This window comes from Runella zeae DSM 19591 (assembly GCF_000423565.1).
GTDB lineage: Bacteria > Bacteroidota > Bacteroidia > Cytophagales > Spirosomataceae > Runella > Runella zeae.
Window position 1 is genome coordinate 1 of the sequence record NZ_AUIF01000069.1, and the last position, 21306, is coordinate 21306.

Below are 21306 nucleotides of genomic sequence, written 5' to 3' on the forward strand. Positions count from 1 at the left end.
CCTGCCGATAAACTCCCCACTCTGGTTGTAATTTTTTCGGTCAAAACATGGTTTAAACCTTGCGTATCGAAAAAATAGGCAGCAAATAAAGGCCCTTGAATATTATGAAAACAGGAAAGATTCACCTGACCACCTTCTAAAAATTCCTCATAAAATTTTGCAATAAACAAAAGATTTGCCCAGGTTCCACGAATGGCACTGCTGTCCGCCCGTACATTAAATTCAGTGACCCACACGTCCATGTGTGTAGGAACTGTCATTTTACGGTAGCGGCTCGCTACCTCTTGGGCAAGGTTCAAAAAACGAGCGTAGCCTTCGGGCATTTGAAGTTGCGCCAATTCATATTGTTGGCGTTCGAGCGGTGTGCCGAATTTTCGGGTAGCGTTGGTCAGTCCTTCCTGCCCGGCATTATTAGTGTTGCGCTCTCTGCCGCCGTCCAAGCCAAAACCTGTATAAACGTGAAAGATAACAGCATCAGCATTAGGAGCATTTTGGAGAACCCGCTCTGTCCAGTCTTTTTGTCGTGCATTGCGGTTCAATTCTGTTCCCAAAACAGCACAACGGGCTTCGGGAAATTCTTTTTTAATGGCTGAAATCCATAATTGACACGCCTTTCCGTAGTCTTCGGGGCTGGGATATACTTTGGATTCTAAGGGTAAATTAAAGTAAAGTTCATTCCCCATTTCAATCAGGTGGATGGGCAAACCCAGTGCTTTGGCTTTTCGCAAGCCTCGCAAGCTATGTTCAAGGTCTTTGGTGAGCATATTCAACACATAAATCGGCTCAACTTGGGTGGATTTAATCGCTTTTGCAAAGTTTTCTAATGGATAACGTTGCGAACTGCGGTTAATCCCTTGTTGAGCTACCCAGTTTATCATCAAACTATCGGGTACAGTGGGGTCAAGCCAGCCCAAATCCCAATCCCAATAATTCGCCAGGGTACCAGCGGGATAGCGGATATTGCTTACGCCCATTTTTTGTAAGGCATTCAGCATCTCAGAGCTATCCCAGGGGTTGGTTTTCCCGATTACATTGCCGTTAGTCCCGATAAAATCAGGGCGTATGGCACGGGTTTTGCCCCACTCTACTACAATTTTCTGTGCAAAAAGAAAGTTAGCAGTACCGATAAAAACGAGCAAAAGGAATTTATTTCGCATTATTTTTTAGTTAAATTAGGCTTGGGCATATTGGCTTTGACTTGTTTTTGCCAATTAGACAAAAGGAGTTTGAGGGCAGCCGTTTTATCGGGTTCTATTGTCGCCAAGTTATTTTTTTCGCCAATATCATTTTTTAGATTATATAATTCAGTTGCTCCATTTTCAAGCGATACTATGAGTTTGTAATCACCTTGCCGTACTGCCGCCGAAGGTCTCCCACCTTGATTGCTGAAATGCGGATAATGCCAGAAAATAGGACGATTTGATACAGTTTTGTTTACTTTTTGGGTAAAAACTGCCCCGAAACTACTACCATCAAGAATGGACTCTTTTTTGCCTTGCACCATTTCCAGCAAAGTAGGGTATAGATCGACCCCGCTAATAATTGCATCACTTACGCTGAGAGGAGTAATTTTCCCCCGCCAAGACATCAGGCACGCTACCCGAACACCCCCTTCGTAGAGTGTACCTTTGCCATTGCGAAGCGGATAACAGGTGGTTGGTTGTTTATCGCCTGCCTCATCTACCACCAAGCCACCATTGTCAGAAACAAAAATAATGAGGGTATTCTCTCGTAAGTTTTGCTTATCTAATTCGGCCAAAACTACCCCGATGCTGGCATCCATTTCCTCCATCATGGCAGCATAAATCGGATTGTATTCATCGGGTTTTGGGTTAGGTTTTCGGCGGTACTTCTCAACCAGTTTGGGCGAGGCTTGTAATGGAAGATGTACAGCATAGTGTGTCATCATCAAGAAAAAAGGCTTTTCGTGTTGGCGTTGGCGTAAAAAATCAAGCGTATGCTGCGTGATTTTAGCGTTCAACTGAGGTAATTTCAAAGCGTTGAGTGTATCTCCCACCTTAAACCAATCATAAGAATTGTCTCGGGGTAACAATCCATAATCAAAATCCTGTACTATATCAAAGCCTTGTCGTTGTGGATGCGATTTTTCGGGTTGTGTATTTTCACCCAAGTGCCACTTTCCTATCAATGCAGTTTGATAGCCCGATTCTTTGAGCATTTCGGCAATCGTATGTTCAGACAGGGGCAAATGGTCAATATAATCGGCAGGCAAAACAGGCGATTGTGGGTCAGTTTTTAACCCTTTAATAAAATTAGTAAGCCCGATTCGGGCAGGATACCGTCCTGTCAAAAAGCTCGCCCGACTGGGCGAACAAACAGGACAAGTGGCGTAGGCATTGGTAAATCGCACCCCCTCGGTAGCAAGTTTGTCTAAATGGGGCGTTTCAAAATAGGCATTACCATAACAACCCAAATCGGTATAGCCCATATCGTCGGCAACAATGAGCAAAATATTGGGGGTTGCTACAGTGCGTGTCGTTTGGCAAACCCGAAACAACAGCCACACGACAAGCGTAAAAAGTAAGATGCGCATGGGAGATATTTGTAAAAGATTTGCAAAATACGACGTGTAAAACAATGTATTTCTTTGAATTGATGAATTCAAAGAAAATTTCAATTAATTTCCAGCCGCTCAAATCACCAAATATGAACCCTATTAGCTTAAAGGTTAGACCGATTTCCTCAAATAAAGAAATCACCATAAACTCATTCCCATCCTACCGCTGCCGATATATGCTATCTCATGAAGTCATTGTGACGATTTTTTCTATCGAATAATCATCGGTTTCACATTAAGCTTAAATTTTTCACCGAAACCTGAGTTGTTTGGCTCATACTTACCAACTATGGTAGTATTTACACCATTTTTGGGAATTTTATTTTCTAAACCTAATGCCCAATAGATTCCATTTAAGGCTAACTTACGCATGGAACCCTCTTTAAAGTCATAGGGATGCCCAAGTGTAGTGAAAAAAACACGTGATGATTTACCACTTTTGCCCTTATAACTTTTCGTCCATGCAACTGGTTGAATAATTGGGTATTTAGTCAGATTACCTTCCATTTCATGTTTTGATTTAAGTGATTTACCTTCTAAAAAGGTGAAACAGTCTCCATTTAATTTCCAATCCCCTCCGTCAACATGGTAAAGCCAAGAGTAAGCATTGAATGAATTAACCCCTCTAAGGATTGGTGTTTTACTGTTCTCTTTTGGATAAACCGAAGTAAGCGGTTTTGCTCCATCATCGAAGTGTCCGTGATGCACTATCCATTGTTGGCCAAACACCTTTGCGGGCCACTCGTTGTTGAGAGATGCCATTGAAGAATCTTTCTTGTACAAGAAGGCGTGGGTAGATGTACGAAAACCTACAACTGGCTTTCCACTTTCTACATAGTCGGTTATCAATTTAGCTTGTTCTTTGGGCAGCTCTCTCCATCTTGTGAAAATAACCATTAAATCGGCTGATTTGAGGGCTTCTAATCCATCAATATTATTATTGATATTGGGATTGATAAATCCTTTCTCGTCTAATGGAAAGCAGAGGCTGACTTTTGCTCCTAACTCTCGCTTTAATATTTGCCCAAGCATTGGCATAGACTCTTCGGAACGGTATTCTTCATCGCCGATTACAAATACAATGTGTGGCTTTTGTTTTTGGGCATTTAAGGTCATTGAACCTAAAAACATAAGCGATATGGTAAAAAAAAGGAGTTTTTTCATTTGCTTAATTTCTGTTTGGTTTTAGTCTTCATTTGGGTGTTGCTTCAACAACTCATAGGGTGGGTAAAAACCCTTTTGATTTTTGGTTTCTTCCCTTACTGACTTTACTTTTTCTTTTGTAATTAGCATGGAGGCAGAATTTCCGAAAGAGTTTCTTACATAATTTAAAACGGCGGCCATTTCTTCATCATTAAGCATTCCTCCATAGGGAGTCATAGGCACATTTCCTGGGTATTTCTTTCCATTAACTTCTATTGGACCATATATGCCATGAAGAACCAGTTTGATTAAGCGGTCAGGATTACCAGTTACCCATTTACTTTTTGAAAGTGGGGGAAAACCAGAACTCTCTAATCCAGCCCCGTCTGCTTGATGACAAGTAATACAGTAGCCTTCACGATTGTAGATTTCTTTTCCCTTTGCAAAAAGTTCACTATTCTTATCAACTTTCTGTTGAAGATTTGAATCCTTGATATCGTCGGATGGTTTTTTAATAAAATTATACGTAATTCTTAGCCAGTCATCCATTGGCTTTTTGGCTACACTATTCTGAACCATTGATGCGATTGGTTTAGCCAACCATGTACTTGCTGCCAAGGCTTCCATACGAACCCTTCCACTTTTATCATTAGCGGCCTTAACAAAAATCTGAGGTTTATTCATTGTCTTTGAATCAACAAACCTACTTACATGGACTGCTGCTGCCCTTATTCTTTCATCACTTGATTGAAGGAGTTTATTTAATAAATTGGTATCAATTTTATTTATACCCCAGCTTACCCAAAGAGCTTCAAGCAAATGGTGTTCGTAATTTTTATCGTTAGGGTTTAATCTTTTTATCCAATTTTGAAGCTTAATAAATACAGCATTTTTATCTAACCCACGTAAGACTCTCTTTGAACGGTAACGAGTACGATATTCGGATAATTTAAGATTATCTAATAGTTCATCGATGGTAGCTCCATGAACCTTTGCAGGATTTACAAGTGGTCTTGATGGATATGTTATTCGGTAAATTCTTCCATGCACATGGTCACGAAGGGGGTCACGGGCATTGTGCTGCATGTGGCCAATAAGCACATTATGCCAATCGGCTAAATAAAGAGACCCATCAGGGGCAAACTCCATATCAACAGGACGGAAATTTGGGTCACTACTTGTTAGTAAGTCCATTCGATGTTTGGCTTTAAAACCAGTTCCATCATCTAAGATTTGGTGCATTTTAGTACCTAAAAATCCAATGGTATTATTCAACAATAAATCTCCTTGTATTTCATCTGGGAAATGACGGCTCGAAACAAATTCTAATCCTGATGTAGGACGCACTCGATGTTTTTCTTCAATGATATTTTTACCAATTGGCGATGAAAAACCATAAATTGGCTTTAATGTTCCTGGGGTTAACCAATACACATTAGGATTAGAGGTAGATTCGACAAAACATTGCCCCCAAGCATCAAATGCAATACCCCAAGGATTGGTTACAGGAACTTGGGCAATTCTCTCTAATTTCTTTTGTTTAGAGTTATATCTCATAAAACCGCCCTGTGTGCCTCTTACAGTTCCATAAGGAGTTTCGATGTTAGAATGTAGAAAAATCCCTTCTCCCATGTAGATGGCCCCAGATGGGTCAGCACAAAAAGCATGAATTACGTGATGCGAATCATGGTCATCAAATCCGCTGAGTATAATCTCTTCTTTATCGGCTTTATCATCACCATTGGTATCAGTAAATAGCTTTAAATTTGTCCCCTGAGCTACGTACACACCTTCAGGTGTCAATTCAAATCCAGTTGGGAGATGCAATTTGTCGGCAAAAACAGTTTGTTTATCGGCTTTAAAATCACCGTCAGTATCCTCCAAAATTAGTAACTTATCATTTGGGAGTGCATCTCCTGGACGGTAATGCGGATATGTGGGCATGACAGCAACCCAAAGTCGTCCTTTATCATCGAATGCTATTTGACATGGATTTGCTAAGTCAGGAAACTCTTTTTCAGAGGCAAACAAGTCAATTTTAAAACCAGGTGCCATTGTGAAAGTTTTGAGGGCGTCTTTACCATATAGATAAGCCATTCCCTCGCCCATTTTGAAATTCGTTTGGATGGGCTTTAACACTTTTGTATGGGCATCTGCTTTTGCTAAATCATACAACTGGTTATTGGCAATAGACCAGATAAGAGTATCTCGATTAGCAGTCATTTGTCTTATTTTTTCAAGCTCATCGGGATAATTATCGGGACCAAATGGTTTGTATCTACGTCCATAAATATGGACACCATTGGGGATTTTATAGTCATTATGCCAGTAATAGTCTTTATCTAAAACTGCCTTTTTTAACTCTTCTCGTTTTAGTTGAGATAAAGACTGATTTTCAGTACTTTCAAAAAGGTTCTCGACCAAAAATGACGCTAATTTCTCATACCCTTTTTCATTTAGCTGGAAACCATCTATTGTGAGTTCTGTACCTTCTGAAAACCATTTTATACTCGGATTGAATACATCAACAAAGTAAATATTGTGCTTTTGAGCGATTTCCTTTATTGCTTTGGTATAAAGCTCAAGGTTTTGATTTTCTTTGACCCCATTTGGTAAATCATACTTTTTTGAGAGGTCTTGGAAGGCTGTTGGCGATATTAGAGCCAATTGGGGTGCCACACGTCCATTGTATTTTTGAGACATCGTGTGTAAGACAAATGCTTCAAGTTCGGCTTTAAATTTTGGTAATCCATGAATTCCCTCAAATGACTCGCTATACCCAAAAAAGGCAAGGATTACATCGGTTTTAAGGTTAGTTAGCCACTCATCAGGAGTAGGAAAATTTCCCTCACTGTCTGAGGGTTTTGCGTATTCCTTCTGAAACTTTGCTGCATGAGGAAACGCCCATGGAGTGTTTCTACTTGCGTGTGGTCGAAAACCAGGAGTATCACCTCCATCGCATAGGTTTCTAACAAATAATTTATAAGAAGGAAACCTCATGTGAAGCTCAGTGTCAAAACTACCATAATTCATCATTCTGGAGCCTAAGTTATTTCCTATAAGGGAAATATGAGCATTCTTTGAGAGTGCTATCTTTTTTTCTTGCTTAGGTAGAAAAGAAGATACAATGAGTACTATTGATACAACCGTAATGATTATACCAATTATAGATTTAATTTTTGCGACTGTCTTCTTTGTCATAGCGTCGTTTATTTTTTAATTCTGCTTATTTAGAGCGAGGGTTTGTCTGTTCTAATAAATATATGTAACCCAATAATGCTCCCCAATGATAGAAATTATCACTGCGGTTTAGGTTCTCATTTGGCAATCGGCCAACTCCAGAAGCATGGTAGTTTTCGAATACTGCGTGTTTGCTTCGCCAGTTTTTGAGCAATAAATCATTGGATTTATTTACTAATTCTTTCCTCGCATTCGGAAAATCATAGTTTTTAAGCCCCTTGTAAACCAAAAAATTGAGTGGAGCCCAAATTCGACCTCGCCAGTAATCTTGTTGTTCGAAAGCAGGGTCATTTCTTGCAATTGAGGGTAACACCCACTCACCCCAGAACTCATTTGGATTAAGCAAATGCTCTTCAATCATGCGTTTTGCCTGTAAAGGGGTAGCTACTTTGGCAATGAGTGGATAGAATAAAGTAGGAGAAAGTCGTTTGTTCCATGCACCAGTATCAGTACGTTTATTTAAAAACATTCCTATATCGTTATTCCACAAAGTAGATAATGACTGAGAAAAAACTTTGGCACGTTCTTCTAATTCTTTGGCTTCTGTGTTTCGGCCTATGATTTTTGCTAATTCAGCTAATGCGTTACAGTCGGCTATGTACAAGCTCATTAGCCCGACGTCTGCCAGTACCATTTGGTGAGAAACGGTATCAAAAGGCACATCATCATACATGGGAGAATTGTCTAAACCCGATTCATAGGCTGCACCTTGCCATGTATTTGCTGCTGCATCAGTGGAGATTTTATCGCTTCCCCAACATAGGTATCCATTGGTTTGGCGGTGCTTAAGCCACCAGTGATTCCATCTTACTAATTTATCGAATAGTAATTCTATCAACCACTTGTCTCTATACTTGTTGTATAGTTCTTGGACGACAATACTGCCCACAGGAGGTTGAGAACGGTCAGGCGAACCAAGTCCTTGTGCAGACACATAGTTAGGAACCATTCCATATTGGTCTATTGATTTTGATACCTCCACTACGTTTGCATAGGCCAAAGATTTGTTATCAATTCCAGCCATTAGGCCAGATAAATAAGTATCCCAATCAAATAAAACATAACTTCCGCCAAAAAACGTATTCCAATTTCTGCTAACGGGTACAATTACCGCTTCTCGTTCAGGGTCATAGATGGTGTTCCAAGCAATAGCGGATTGTTGAACAAGATAAGTTTCTTCATTTGGGCTATACTTTTTCAAATTATCTTCGAAACGTGTTCTTTGTAGAAGTATTTGTTGTTTTATAGCATTCAAGTTCAATTTTTCATTGCCGACAGCAATTCCAATTGGTTCATTCAACTTTAAAACTAAGTACTTACCTTTCAAAGGTAAAAAAGCATTGATTGTAGGTTTTGTGGTCTGAACCAAGCGTTTTTGACCTTTGGTATAAATCTCTATATTTTGGGCGTTTTTGGTAATAGTCCCAGCACGATTCCACATCATGGCAACCTCTGAAACCAATTGAATATCTTTCTTGGGCAATTGGATTGGGGTGACAAGTATGACTAAGTCGGTGCCTTTGATTGCCGTTTCTATTTTTACTGTTAAGCCGTGCCAATTTATTACAGCTTCGGTATAACTTCCGTCATAAGCATGATACCCTACGGTTACATCTTCTGAGGATTTTTCTTTGTATGAGGGATAGCATTCATGAAGATAATTGTCACCGTTAATACTATTATCTTTGAAACCAAGGTTTACTGATATTCCCTCGGGTAAAAGTACATGACTCAACATGCTATTTGTATTCCAAGTATTCCACCCTTTGGCCAATTTGGTTTGAAGGTTTTGATAGCTTTGAACTGGTGTCTGGGCTTTTGCTTGAGAGATAAACAAAAGAAACATTAAGAGCTTTTTGAAACAACTTTTCATTCCAATGGCTCTATAAAATGGCCGTGATAATTTGTTAAGTTCCTTCATCATTTACGCTTTTTGAACATCACTATTGAGCTGAACGCAGGTAAAGAAAACGAGTCTTTTAACATGACTCCCTTCATATCATAAAGTGCTTCGCTTATTTGAAATCTACGAGTCTCCTTCGAATCATTCACAAATATGATGGGGTCTAACGCCTTTGACCAATCAGTGCTGGCAGAAATAACAGTACTATTCTCATCGCCATCAATAATTTTCTTCCATTGCCCAAATGTCAAATTCAGCTTACTATGTTCGGGTACCTGTTTCGTTTCAAAAAAGAAGAATTGAGTAGATTTAGTATTGATGTAGGTGTTATAATCGAATCTACCAACGTTAAATTTATCGCCAATAAAATTTGACAATTTAGGACCTCTCTGATTTGCGTAGAGTGAAACGATAACATTTCCTTCTGTTAAACAATCGAATATTCGACCATGGTTTGCCCATTCCGAAAACTCTATTCCATTTTTGCAATCAAATACGGTATTTCCTCTAAATGTATTTTTGAAAGAGGCATCGTTGTTTACTAAACCAGCCGCATTAGTCTGGATAACGGTGTTGTCTTCCACAAGCATATCATGGGAATTATTGTCTATATAAATACCAAATGCTAAATTGGGATTTTGAGGAGTCATCTCGCTATCACCGATACTGTATCTAATAATATTCTTTCGAAAAATAGAATGATGCGTAACTTGGGGTTCTTTGGCGAAACAATAGAGATTTGCTCCATCATTTAGTGTCAAGCTACAATGCTCAATTAAATTATACTCAACGAGATTATGATGATCATCAACACGGATTCCGTTGTAACCGCAGCTATCGACTCGATTAAGTCTTACAATATTATTGTGTGCGTAAGTAGTATCTGGAGAAGCTTTCCGTTCGGTATTGTAAATGAGAATCCCAGTTGCCCCATTTACACCAGACCATCCATGGCCTCTTGATAGACCGATATTACTTACGATATTATCCTCAATCGTTAAATATTCTGGTTCGAGTGCTGCGATTCCTCGCCCCAAAATATTTTGTATTTGATTCTTTTGAATCAAGGTTTTGTGTGAAGCACTATCAAGGTCAATTGCAGTTCCGTGAATCAGTGAAAAGTTGTTTTCGATAATTGATATCTGGCTTGTTTTAAACCCTAAGCCAACTCCTGCCTTCTCAAAATAGCGAAATTGAATTCCTTTGATGACGATATTTTTGATATGCGGCTTTATAAAAATCCCATATTCTCTACTTGAAGCAAGGAGTGTAATATCGTTTGTGCTAAAATTCTGAGGTAGAAAAACCCGTAATTTGCCTTGTTTCCAACTCCACTCCCAAGTACTATCTACTAAAGACGGTAAGCCCTCTAAGTAAAAACCGTACCCTTTTTTAAAATCATAAATTGACTTTTCTCCATTTTCGGTTCGAGAAATAAAACTTTTTTCTGTTGGATAGCGACTTTGTGGCCCTTGTACTATTAAACCAGTTTTAGAACTCTTTATCGTTCTTGTTTCATATACCCAGTCAATTGTTCGAATTCGCAAAGTAGCCCCTTCCCAAAAGTTATTTTCCTGATTAAGGGCTTTACAAAAAATAGAGTCTTTACCAATCCCTTTTTCAATCTGAACATAACCTCTATTTGGGAACCTTGCTGGGGTTAGTCTTTGAGTCTTCCAATACAAATCATATATTGGAGTGGGCACGTTTGATTCAAAAATATTTTCGTCAATTTTTACCCAATTTGTAATAAAATTAGCACCCGATAAAATTGGAGCTTCACCAGTTCCATAACTTGCGATAACAATAGGCTTATTGGCTTCGCCTGAGTATTTAATCTCTAAACTACCAACAATGGTACTACCACGCTCAAGCAATATTGAATCTCCTGAAAACAATTTTATTTTCTGTAATGGAATTAATGAATTCCATGCTCTTCTTGGTGATTTTCCATTATTTCTATCATTTCCTCTATTAGAAACATAGTAATTTGTTGCTTGAATAGAGCTGATAGAAAAGCCAAGAAATAGGATAACCAAAGAAATTCTTCTCACGATTTGCTGTTTATTTTAATAATTGTTAATCTTTTCAGTGGAGGAAATTCTCCAAGTTGTTGTCGGAGTAAACGATTACTTACAATACAACTATTTAATTAGATAGACACTACCTGTGAGTTTAAGCGGAATTTTCTCTGCACTTTTGAAGGTTATTTCAATAGGTTTTTCTAATTGAAAAACTCCTTTAGGTAATTCAGCAACGGCCCAAGATAATCCACTCCAAATGGCTTTGTCATACTCAACTTTAAGTGGCAGTGACTTACTTCCCTGTTTAATCTGAATATTCAGTAAATTTGCTAAAGTAAGGCCATCAGGGGGTGAGCCACCTGAGCTACGGAAAGGGATATTGGAATTGTCGAATTGTTGAAATACAAATCTTAAATCTGAGGATTGTTTAGGAGTAAACTCCCCTTTCAACTGATTATTTTGGTAGGTAAATTGTATAGGAATCTGTTTGACTTCTCTTGGAATAGAAACCATGTCGCCAACTCCTAAGTCAAATTTTGCGTTTGCATATTCTCCAATTCCAACAAGTACCAATTGCTCAGCACCCAAAAGAATTTTACTACCTTGAATTTTGGGTATAAAACCAGCATCTTTGAAGAGAATCCTATTTGCTTTTCCTTGAATATTTGGCAAATCAACATATTGAGTAGATTGACTTGGATTAACAATACAAACAACAGTACCATTATCTCCGTCTGCCAAATAACCATAAGGTTGAGATTTTCCTGGTGTGCCACCAATAAGCTTAACCGAGTTTTTTTGCTGCAAAGGATACCATAAACGTTGTGCTTTGGCAAACCATTTTGCATCATTAGAAGTTAATAGTTCTAAATTTCCATAATATGTATTGAGCCATCCACCACGAGCCATCGAAAGTAACGCCATTCCTTTCCAAGCGGCATTACCCCTGAAATAGCAAGTACCCGTTTTTCCTATCATAAATCCAGAATTATCAATCTGTGATAATTGAAGGCCATTTTCTCTAAAGTACTTAACCATATGGTCAGAGTAAATATCTTTTGAACGCCAGAAATTCTTGGTAGGTACATCAGCAGGGCGAGGGTCTCCACAGTACATGGCATCAAAAACAGTCAGCCATTCTAAATCAATTTTCTTTGAGATAGGTACACCTGTGTTTGACATTTCACCACCAAATCCATTATAGGCCACGAATACAACATTTGGGTGTTTTTGACGAAATGTTTTGAGTGCATTGATGAGGGCTTTCTGATTAGCCTGTTTGATTTCAGCCATACTCATCTTACCTTCTAATTCTGGTGTAATGGCGTAAAAATCCGCAAAATCAAACTTGAATAGCTCGAAGCCTTGTTGCGTGCATAATTCCAACGTTTCCATCAAATGAGGTAGGTATCCTCCTTTAAAAAGGCATAGAGATTTACCAGATTTTGAAAGAGATGATTGCCACTCATTTACGGGTTCTAAAATATACTTCCCACCAGCATGTAAAACATTAGTACTAAACCATAATCCTGGTTTTACTCCTCGTGCTTCACAAGATTTTAACCATTTTTCAGGACCATTTGGCCAATCTTTTTTTCGCCAAGCTCGATAGCCACTATTTCGCTCAAACCAAAATGCATCCATTAAGTAGTAATCAAGCTGTAGGCCTTCTTTTTTCAGACGAACCAATTCATCTAATTGCTTCATAGCTAAAGATTCAGTGAGTCGCACTGTATCTGAAAGTTCATCATAAGAGGCCCAATTGATGTAAACGCTTAAAGGTTTATTAAGGCTGCTACTTTGAGCATAAAGTTTTGTAACGGTTGTGAAAGTGAATACTAAACACATCCAAAGTTTAAATTTTGTTTTAATCATTTTTTTAATTTTTAGTAATAATTACTGACTCATTTTTCTTTAAATCGAGAGTCAACACCTCCCCAAATGATGGTTTGCCATTAACAAGCACTCTTTCTCCAAATCCATGATGAATTTTTATATTTCCCCCAAGTTTACTCTCAACACGGAGTATTTCCACTTTGTCATTACGAACTTTGGCCGAAATCAAGAAACCTCCAGCGGTTCTTATTCGGTCAAATGATAGGTTTTTCCAACGCCAAGAACGGTTTGGTAAAATGTAAATACCATCGGCTTGCTCACTTACTAATAGGTCTAAAATGGCACTTACTACACCAAAACCAGCATCTAATTGCATGATTTCATGGTTTCTCCGCCCTTTTGATATTTCTTTTGCCCAGTCGGGTTCATTGAACATACTCATTCCATTGTTTGTGGAATTATGAAGAGTTCCACGCCCCTCATTTACAAAGTTTTTATACCAGTAATGAAGCCAACTGATTGCTGATTCAGTATTTCCCATGCGGTTATGAATAATTGAAGCCCACGGAATACACCAGCCTGTCCAGGCCCCTGCACCTATATTTATCCATTTCCAGTAGCTATTTTTGATTATATCAGTATGCTCTGATGTCTTGAGATGAAGGGTTTGAAATGGATAAATACCTGCCAAATGCGAATGGTGACGATGACTTATTGTTAAGTCTTTATCTGCCCATAGCCCAATTCTTGGAGGAGTTTTTCCTTGTAGGTTTTCGCCAAAAGGCATAGTTACCAATGAATAAGCGGGCAATTTTTGTGCAACATCATCCCAGCGGGGGTCTAATTGTTTTTCCAAAATGGTTGCCAACTCAGGTAATACTTTTAAAATTCTATGCAATGCGGCTAATTGAAACGAAGAGTTTTTACCCACTCCTTGTAGTCCACTACCGAACTCAGGACTAACCGAGATAGGCAAGCTGTATCGTTTTTGTCCATTAGGTAATTTTGTTGCTTCCAACATAGACCAAAATCCTTCGAAGGCCCCAAGAGATAGTGGTAAGGTAAGAGACTCTAAATAGGTGCTATCTCCAGAATACTGATAATATTGAAATGAAAGATAGGCTATCCAAGCAGTTGTGGCATGGTCGAGGGTTCCAGTCCAAAAATTACCTACTACCTGTCCTTTATCATCTACTGCATGGGGTATCATGTAAGCATTGGGATTTTGAAAAAACAATTGCCCGTTGCGTTGAAAAACTGGTAAAACTGAAAGAAGCCAGTCGAGAAAAGGCTTAAAGTGTTGTGGACGGTTGCTTGCCAGTGCTGGTGAATAAATCATTTGAGCATTTATGTTCAAATGATAGTCATTACTCCAAGGTGGGAGCTGGTATTCCTCCATAAATACACCCTGTAAAGTACATGCTAAACCATGAGGGGGAGTGGCACAAGCTTGTTTATAGAGCCCATAATTTAAGGCTTCTTGAAGAATAGGGTCTGGTAGTCTTACATTACATACCTCTGACCAATAGGATTTCCACCACTCATTTTTTTGTTGAGCCAATCTGGAAATATTAGCCTGATTTATAGTAGAAATGACCTGCTTATGACTGTCTTCGCCAATATTAGTAGCTAAAACTACTTGATTGTGTTTGAAAGAAAAAGCAGCTGATAAAGGTGAATCGCTTGGTAAGTATTGAGTAAAACCTGAAATATTTGTTTCTAACCAATGCTTTGGAGGGGTTACACCGATAGTAGATAGTTTTTGCTGATTAAATTCATAAAATGCTTTGAGAGTTGGCTTAATTTTACCTTGTAACTCTGGTGAAAGTTTTATCCAAGTAAGTTCGTGGTCAATAGCTTGTTCTATTTCAATTAAACCTTTTTTCCCATTCGATAAACCTACATTTACAATGATTTTTGCCGTTGTTAAATCAAGCTTTGCATCAAGTAATTTGATATTTTTAAGAAATTGAAGTTGTAATACACCTCCACCATATTGCTGTGGACGAGTAGGTTCATTTGGATTGTTTGAAAGTGCGAAAGTCTTACGAAGTTCCTCCTCTTCGCCTTTTTCAATTAGTGATTTTACTTTTACAAAATTGGTTTTTGCAGCAAAATCGTTACCTCCACGGTGATCCCAAAATCCAGCCCTTGCAAACGTGATATTTAGAGTTGTATCTCCCCAAATCATTAATCCCTGAGTACCATTACCTAATAATACACCTGCATGGGTTCTGTTAATTGGAAATTGCCAAAAAAGTGTTTGAGCATTAACATAAGGTAAATAACTTATGCAGACGCAGAGTAAAAAGCTGATTCTTTTCATTTTGATATTATTTTCTCAACCACAAATAGATGTTTTTTAGGTTGAGCTAATTCATATGCTTGCAGTAATTCAGCATTTACTTTTAGCCTTAATCGTTCCTCGTGGGGTTTAATCGCTATGTACTTATCAAATTGATTTTTGAAATAGATATTATGGGACAGTTTGGCGGCATACAGTTCATCTAAATACTTTTTAACCGCTTCTAAATCATTTTTATTCTTAAAGTCCTTCAAGAAACCATATTCAACAAACTTGATAGTGCGTAAATTGGCTTCGGTTTTATGTCTTTCGAGCAACGCTTTCTTGACGGCCAATGCCTGTTGATACTGAGGAATGTAGCGTTGCGTTGACAGATTTACACCTTTTCTTAAATCAATATGACTAAATACACCTACTACTGTTGTATCTATTTTGAAGGTATAAAATCCTTTTTTTAGTTTTTCGACCTTGAAATATCGGTAGTTGAAAGCCTCCTCCAAAGGAACTAATGCCAACGCTTCCTTTTGTTCGTCAGTGGTCGGATAAGGCAAAGCATACTCCTGAACCATCAATCGCTTAAAATCCCGCTTGATTTCAACAGTGGTTATGGCGCAATACTGGCTCTTTTTTTTGCTGTATTTAGCATTCTTTGAACACACGATTTGGGCAAAGTTTTGAGGGGGGACTTGGGTTGTTTTCAAAAACTGATACGCCATGACCAAATGCCCTGTGGCAGTTGGATGGACACGGTCATTACCGATGATAGTAGCTGATGGATTTTGAGATTGTAGTTGTTTGTTTAATTGGGATAAAATTTGCCAATAATCAACTACATCAAGCTCATATTTAAGTGATAATGATTCTATGTAATCTGCACACTCTTTTAAGGCATCGTTTACACCCCAATTATTCGGTGTTTGCAAAACAGCAGTTTGATCATAAATAGAGGGTTTTTGCAAAATGACTCGAATATTATTTCTTAAAAACACCCTCACAAGGCTATCTAAGCCGATTCGGTATTTTTCCAAGGCGGCCGCACGGCGTTGCAGCGTATCTGCATTGGTAGTAGGTTTTTCACTGTAAAGACCTCGATTTACATCATTCATACCAATCATTATGACGACATGAGTTGGGGTATGTACTAAAATATCATCATTAAGGCGATTAAAAATACCACTGATGACATCTCCCGAAATACCACAATTGAAAAAATGTAAAGGCTCATTGGGAAAACGAGTAACATAATAGAGTAAAATATTATGGTGAAATTCACCATTGTTTGTGATGCTGTTGCCCACAAAGCAAACTCTATCTCCTTTTTGAAAGATGGGCTTTTGTCCTAAAACATAAGGTGCCTGATACCAAAGAAAAAAAACGAGTAACAATCTAAAAAGCATAGTAGAAAAGATTTTTTCCTTAGCGAATTACCAATTTTTGAACCAACTTAGTAACCCCATTGGAAACCTGCACCAAGTAAACTCCACTCGATAAAGTATCCACTTTTAAAGCTGTCGGCCTGTTTTCAATGATGTTTACGGCAGTCCTTATATTACCCAGCAAATCTGTTACGATGAGGGTGACAGGTCTCTGATCAAACCCTTCCACCAACACATAGACTCCTTCATAAGCAAGAGCAGGGTTAGGAAACAGCCTTAACACCTTCGAACCACCGATGGATGTCAGCCCCGTGATGACGGCAGTATTTACATCCAATACCGTACTTGCGGCAGATGTATTGCCAACAGCGTCTTTGGCTTTTACGCTCATACTATATTTACTGCCCGAAAGCAAACCCGTAAAGGTCATGGTAGTATTAGCAGTTGTTCCCAATAAAACATTGTTTCCGAAAACCTCATAAGCCGTTACACCTACGTTATCCGTTGATGGGTTCCATGATAACACAAAACCCGTAGGCGATACTGACGACGCCACCAATCCAGTTGGTATGGTAGGGGCTTGGGTATCGGGGGAAAGGGTTGTTACAGTAAATATCGCACTTGCTGCTGAGGTATTACCTGCGGTATCTTTGGCCTTAACCGTAACTGCATATACGGTAGCTGGCTCTAAATTGCTCAACTTAATTGAAGTGTTAGTGGTGGTAGCAAGCAACGTACCGCCCAAAAATACCTGATACGTGGGAGGAAGCCCACTATTGTCCGTTGAGGCGTTCCATGTGAGCGTAAAACTGTTTTGAGCAATACCAGTTGCTACTAATCCTGTCGGCACACTGGGAGGATCATTATCAGGCGAGGATAGGGTGGCAAGTCCAAATCGGCTGGGATTTTGCCATGAATTATCTTGTGTATTAAACCAAGCCAACTTGCCCTCCCATTTACCGATGTCATTATCAATAACCATAATATCGAGTCCAATTTTTTGACTCATAGTGGTAACGGTAACCCCTAAAACAGAAAATGGTATTTTTACTTCCAACCGATAACCCGTAGAGGTATTTATTTTAACTATTTCGCTGCCCGTAGTGCTGGCGTTTCGGTTGCGCTCTCGCAGTTGACTATCACCAAATGTATAAGTGAACTGAAAGTCAGTATTTTGGTAACTTGCCCCTCGCCGATTAGTGGCATCAATGTAGAATTCTACACCGTCATTCTCATACCAGTTGGCAGCAGTGGTGTTGATATTATTGTCGGTTACTTCTACAAAAAAGTAAAGATTATCTTTGTCATAAGTACTTGTCCACGAGGCATCTAAATCGTTTTTATTTGATACTGTCCCCGCACAGACATTGTTACAGGGATATGTGGGACTTTTGTAAAAAAGGTCTTTTATCCCATCTAATGTAGGTGAAGTGGACGCCAACAAAATAGTAGCTTCGGTAGAGTTGGTCATTACGTCCAATACTGCACTTGCTGCCGAAACATTGGACGGCGTGGCTGCATCTTTTGCTTTTACAGTCAGGGCATAACTTGTAGCGGGTCTCAGCCCTGTCAGCGTAAACGACGTAGTGGCCGTAGTACCAATGAGGGTTGTTCCTTCGTAAATTTCATATGTGGGTGTCAATCCGCTATTATCACTTGAAGGATTCCAGTTGAGAGTAAAACCCGTAAACAAAATACCAGTAGCTACCAAACCCGTCGGTACTGTGGGGGCTTGTGTATCAAGATTCAGATTCAGGATAATCTGTGCGCTTGCCACCCTACTACTCACTTTTCCTGATTTAAAGGCTATGGCCCGTACTGTTTTTGGACCTACTGTTGCCGCTGTTAGCGAAAATGGTGACGTGTAAAGTATTCCTTTTGTTTCAGTAGGAACTGTACCATCGGTAGTATAACGAATTACAGCATCGGGTACGCTACAACTGATAGTAACAGTAGCAGACCCCGCTATGGCACTACCGCTAATCGGGGTTATTTCGGGGGCTTCCACCTGACCAGGTGCTGAATTATTGAATGCCAGTGTACGGATTGTTGTGGTAGTCGCAGTTTCTTCTACATAACGTAATTTACCCGTTTCAAGTAAAAACTGATAGTCTAATGAATGTATGGGAGCACCTCGTGACGGACTCACCCGTTCGTAGGCTTGCAAGGTTTTGCCGTTGTCATTACTTCGCTTCCAACGACTTCCATCCATAGTTGTGATCCAACCGTTATCATCGGTAAAAGCTTCACCTGGCCAACCAAGATTCCAAACACTTGATTCATTGCTCCAACTGCTACCATTGTATTTGAATACCAGCAAGTTTCGGGAGTATGACCACTGACAAATAATAGGCTTATTGTCAGAAGTAAGTGCAATATAACATCCGTTGAACATCCGTTGTGCATCCACATTAGGGTCTTCCATATAAACTACGTCACCTGTTTCAGTAGTGATGGGAAGATTCAGTGATGTACCATCACTTTTTTTCCAAGTTAGCCCCTCATCATCCGAATAGGCATACATCAAGTGCGTATGGGTGTCTGATACAGTAGTGCGTATTGGATTTTTTGCCACATTCCAAACCATATGCATGCGGTTATTTTTATCAAAAACGAGACGGATTTTATACCCCTGATAACCATTGTTAGGCGGAACTCCTGCACCTGAATTATCCCAAAAAATAGCTTTGGTTTGGTGCAGATTATCCATACCTCCTGTAATTGTTCTTCCTTTATCTGATTGAAAACTATAACCTAATGAGCCTAACTGATTCCAACGTTTAGTATCGGTATTATACACTTGAATATGGCCTCCTTGCCCGCCAGGAACCCACCCATCCGAATTAGTGCCTAAGCGCTGACGACTAATAAAAAAAAGTGTCCCTTTTCGGCTTTGGATAAACCTTCCGTAGCTTACTCCATGGGGTCCCCACATTCCACCATTTGCTATATTTCCATCTAATTGCGAAAAAGTACTAATGTCTTCGGGTTTGTCCGACCGAAAATACTTCATTGCATCTTGATGCATATCGCCTGTCCAGTGAATATATCCTTCGGCATCAATGCCTATGGATACCGAATTGTGAGGGTCTTCTAATACACTTCTAACTACGACAGTGGTAGTAACTGTGCCATTTTTGTCTTTTTTAGAAATACACCCATTCAAAGCTGCATCTACAAACCCAAAATAGATGTTGCCTTTGTGCGACACTACTGATGTTTGAAAATCCATATTTACCTTTGGATTAGTTATTACTGAAAATTCATCAGTAAACTGAAAGGTTTCAGTGGGTGTTTGCGCTTGGGCATAACAAAGCCCAAGTACTATCCAAAGCAATAGTAGAATTGGTGTTTTCATTTGATTTAACAGGAAAAGAAACCCCCTCAAACAAAATGTAAGGGGGGTAAAATTCACTTTTTCTATCAGTTTAAAAGTTGAGGTTTATCAACCCACCAACAGACAGTGGTCCAGCAATTTGCCCAACAGTAGCTGGGTTACGATAGCCACGTATGACGAGGGTATAAATTTTACCTCCTTCTAAATTCATGGTAAATTCATTGGTAGCTGTCCCCGTGCAAAAAAAGCAAGGGGCTGTTTGATTATTCGTAGTTACAGTAGAAATGGGCGTTGTGCTTCCTGTTTCACGTAATTGTAAGCGATAAAAGCCTGGGCTGATATTCTTAAATTCTGTCGTTTTTTTGTAAGTATTACCCCCAAAAAGTACTGATAGAGCAGCAGGGCTTGGTTCAACTGTTCCTGCGATGTCTAAACTGGGCGAATCAGGCGAAAGGTGAATCACTCGTACCTTGGCTTGGCCAGCTTCTGGACGAGTTAGATCATCAGAAGTAACTACTACATCTGGTGCTTGAATCTTTCCAGTGATAAATACCGAATAGTATTTACCTGCCTCAGTAGATAAATTGGTAGTATTGACTGTTGCACGGGCTTGGGCCACATTAATAATGGCCGCCGTACTATCAATTCGAAGAGAACGAGCACCTGGGTCGGTCAGAAAATAACCTGTTGTTTTGTTGGTCACCAGCGACTGAGAGTAAAGTTGACGGTTGTCCAAGAAAAATAAATAACCCATTATTTGATTGGAATTAGCAGGGACGGGGCGATTGGGCGTTGCCACGTTCATAATGGCTACTTTTGCTTTATCTGGGGCATCTTGCAACCCTACCCGCTCTTCTTCTTTGCAGCCTGCCACTGCCATACAAGCAATAGCAAAAAGCTGATAAACAAATACTTTGTATGATTTCATTGGTCAATTCTTTTGAGTTTGAAGTTTTTAATACCCGTCATTTTGTGTGAAAGCAGGGTTTTTTTCTATTTCGCCTTGCGGAATGGGTAGCAAGCCTTTTGTACCTTTTTGCAAGGGGCGGCCATGAGCAGCCATAGTGCTTTCTAACGTACCCCACCGAATAAGATCAAACCAACGTTTGCCTTCCATACACAGTTCTAATCTTCTTTGCTGCCGAATCTCCCCTCGCAATGCACTACCTGTCAAGCCAGTGGGTGGGGTGATGCCTGTGCGCCCGCCAGCATGAAGTTTGTTAAGTTCCGTCAAAGCAGCAGCATCTTTTCCTTGATTTTGTTGTGCCTCTGCCAACATCAGAATCACGTCGGCGTACCGATAAACAGGCCAATTAGCAGTTCCTTGTGCAGCGGCACCCTGTACCCAAAATTTAGCATTTATAGTCCGAATCGGTATAGAAGTACTCAGTTTAATTGTTGCCGTCCTACGCAAATCATTGCTACTAAAAGCCTGAACCAAAGTATTTTTCAATTCAGCTCCTTCAATCAGTGAGTTATCGGAAGGACGATTTCGATTCAGGCCAACTACACCACCTGGTGCATCTTCTAATGGTCCGAATTGAAAACTAAAATCATTCTGGGC

The 21306-nt window shown here is 39.5% G+C and carries 12 protein-coding genes; all 12 read right to left on the bottom strand.

Annotated elements, in window-relative coordinates; genetic code table 11:
* Positions 1 to 1157, bottom strand: a 1157-nt coding sequence (locus G563_RS35070) for a hypothetical protein (RefSeq protein WP_037327246.1), incomplete at its 3' end; no start/stop codon positions are given.
* A complete protein-coding gene (locus G563_RS35075; protein ID WP_051211041.1) occupies positions 1157 to 2554 on the bottom strand; it encodes a sulfatase in 1398 nt (465 codons plus the stop codon). The genes G563_RS35070 and G563_RS35075, both read right to left, overlap by 1 nt.
* Positions 2555 to 2788: 234 nt before the next feature.
* Positions 2789 to 3742 (bottom strand): ThuA domain-containing protein, encoded by a 954-nt coding sequence (locus tag G563_RS0117125; protein ID WP_037327248.1) that lies wholly within the window; start codon positions 3740 to 3742, stop codon positions 2789 to 2791.
* 21 nt (positions 3743 to 3763) lie between these two features.
* A complete protein-coding gene (locus G563_RS0117130) occupies positions 3764 to 6922 on the bottom strand; it encodes a PVC-type heme-binding CxxCH protein (RefSeq protein WP_028666393.1) in 3159 nt (1052 codons plus the stop codon).
* A 25-nt stretch (positions 6923 to 6947) separates the two neighbouring features.
* Positions 6948 to 8885, bottom strand: coding sequence for an MGH1-like glycoside hydrolase domain-containing protein (locus G563_RS0117135; RefSeq protein ID WP_084650894.1), 1938 nt, complete (start codon positions 8883 to 8885; stop codon positions 6948 to 6950).
* The gene (locus G563_RS0117140) at positions 8882 to 10918 is read right to left on the bottom strand and encodes a right-handed parallel beta-helix repeat-containing protein (protein WP_084650895.1); all 2037 of its coding nucleotides are present in this window, start codon (positions 10916 to 10918) and stop codon (positions 8882 to 8884) included. The genes G563_RS0117135 and G563_RS0117140 overlap by 4 nt, the downstream gene beginning before the upstream one ends.
* A 90-nt stretch (positions 10919 to 11008) precedes the next feature.
* A complete protein-coding gene (locus tag G563_RS35080) occupies positions 11009 to 12763 on the bottom strand; it encodes an alpha-amylase family protein (protein WP_051211042.1) in 1755 nt (584 codons plus the stop codon).
* 4 nt (positions 12764 to 12767) lie between these two features.
* A complete protein-coding gene (locus G563_RS0117150) occupies positions 12768 to 15050 on the bottom strand; it encodes a glycosyl hydrolase family 95 catalytic domain-containing protein (protein WP_028666396.1) in 2283 nt (760 codons plus the stop codon).
* On the bottom strand, positions 15047 to 16426 hold the full coding sequence (locus G563_RS0117155; RefSeq protein WP_028666397.1) for an SGNH/GDSL hydrolase family protein: 1380 nt from the start codon (positions 16424 to 16426) through the stop codon (positions 15047 to 15049). Before G563_RS0117155 ends, G563_RS0117150 begins: the two co-directional genes overlap by 4 nt.
* A gap of 19 nt (positions 16427 to 16445) precedes the next feature.
* On the bottom strand, positions 16446 to 19763 hold the full coding sequence (locus G563_RS0117160) for a sugar-binding protein (protein WP_028666398.1): 3318 nt from the start codon (positions 19761 to 19763) through the stop codon (positions 16446 to 16448).
* Positions 19764 to 19833: 70 nt separating this feature from the next.
* A complete protein-coding gene (locus G563_RS0117165; RefSeq protein WP_028666399.1) occupies positions 19834 to 20670 on the bottom strand; it encodes a DUF4397 domain-containing protein in 837 nt (278 codons plus the stop codon).
* Positions 20671 to 20697: 27 nt separating this feature from the next.
* On the bottom strand, positions 20698 to 21306 hold a 609-nt coding region (locus G563_RS35085), incomplete at its 5' end, for a RagB/SusD family nutrient uptake outer membrane protein (protein ID WP_028666400.1).

Excerpts from the sequence above, each read along its gene's own strand:
- G563_RS35075 (WP_051211041.1), bottom strand. The coding sequence starts at position 2,554 with ATGCGCATCTTACTTTTTACGCTTGTCGTGTGGCTGTTGTTTCGGGTT.
- G563_RS0117155 (WP_028666397.1), bottom strand. The coding sequence starts at position 16,426 with ATGCTTTTTAGATTGTTACTCGTTTTTTTTCTTTGGTATCAGGCACCT.
- G563_RS0117130 (WP_028666393.1), bottom strand. The coding sequence starts at position 6,922 with ATGACAAAGAAGACAGTCGCAAAAATTAAATCTATAATTGGTATAATC.
- G563_RS35080 (WP_051211042.1), bottom strand. The coding sequence starts at position 12,763 with ATGATTAAAACAAAATTTAAACTTTGGATGTGTTTAGTATTCACTTTC.
- G563_RS0117135 (WP_084650894.1), bottom strand. The coding sequence starts at position 8,885 with ATGATGAAGGAACTTAACAAATTATCACGGCCATTTTATAGAGCCATT.
- G563_RS0117125 (WP_037327248.1), bottom strand. The coding sequence starts at position 3,742 with ATGAAAAAACTCCTTTTTTTTACCATATCGCTTATGTTTTTAGGTTCA.
- G563_RS0117150 (WP_028666396.1), bottom strand. The coding sequence starts at position 15,050 with ATGAAAAGAATCAGCTTTTTACTCTGCGTCTGCATAAGTTATTTACCT.
- G563_RS0117165 (WP_028666399.1), bottom strand. The coding sequence starts at position 20,670 with ATGAAATCATACAAAGTATTTGTTTATCAGCTTTTTGCTATTGCTTGT.
- G563_RS0117160 (WP_028666398.1), bottom strand. The coding sequence starts at position 19,763 with ATGAAAACACCAATTCTACTATTGCTTTGGATAGTACTTGGGCTTTGT.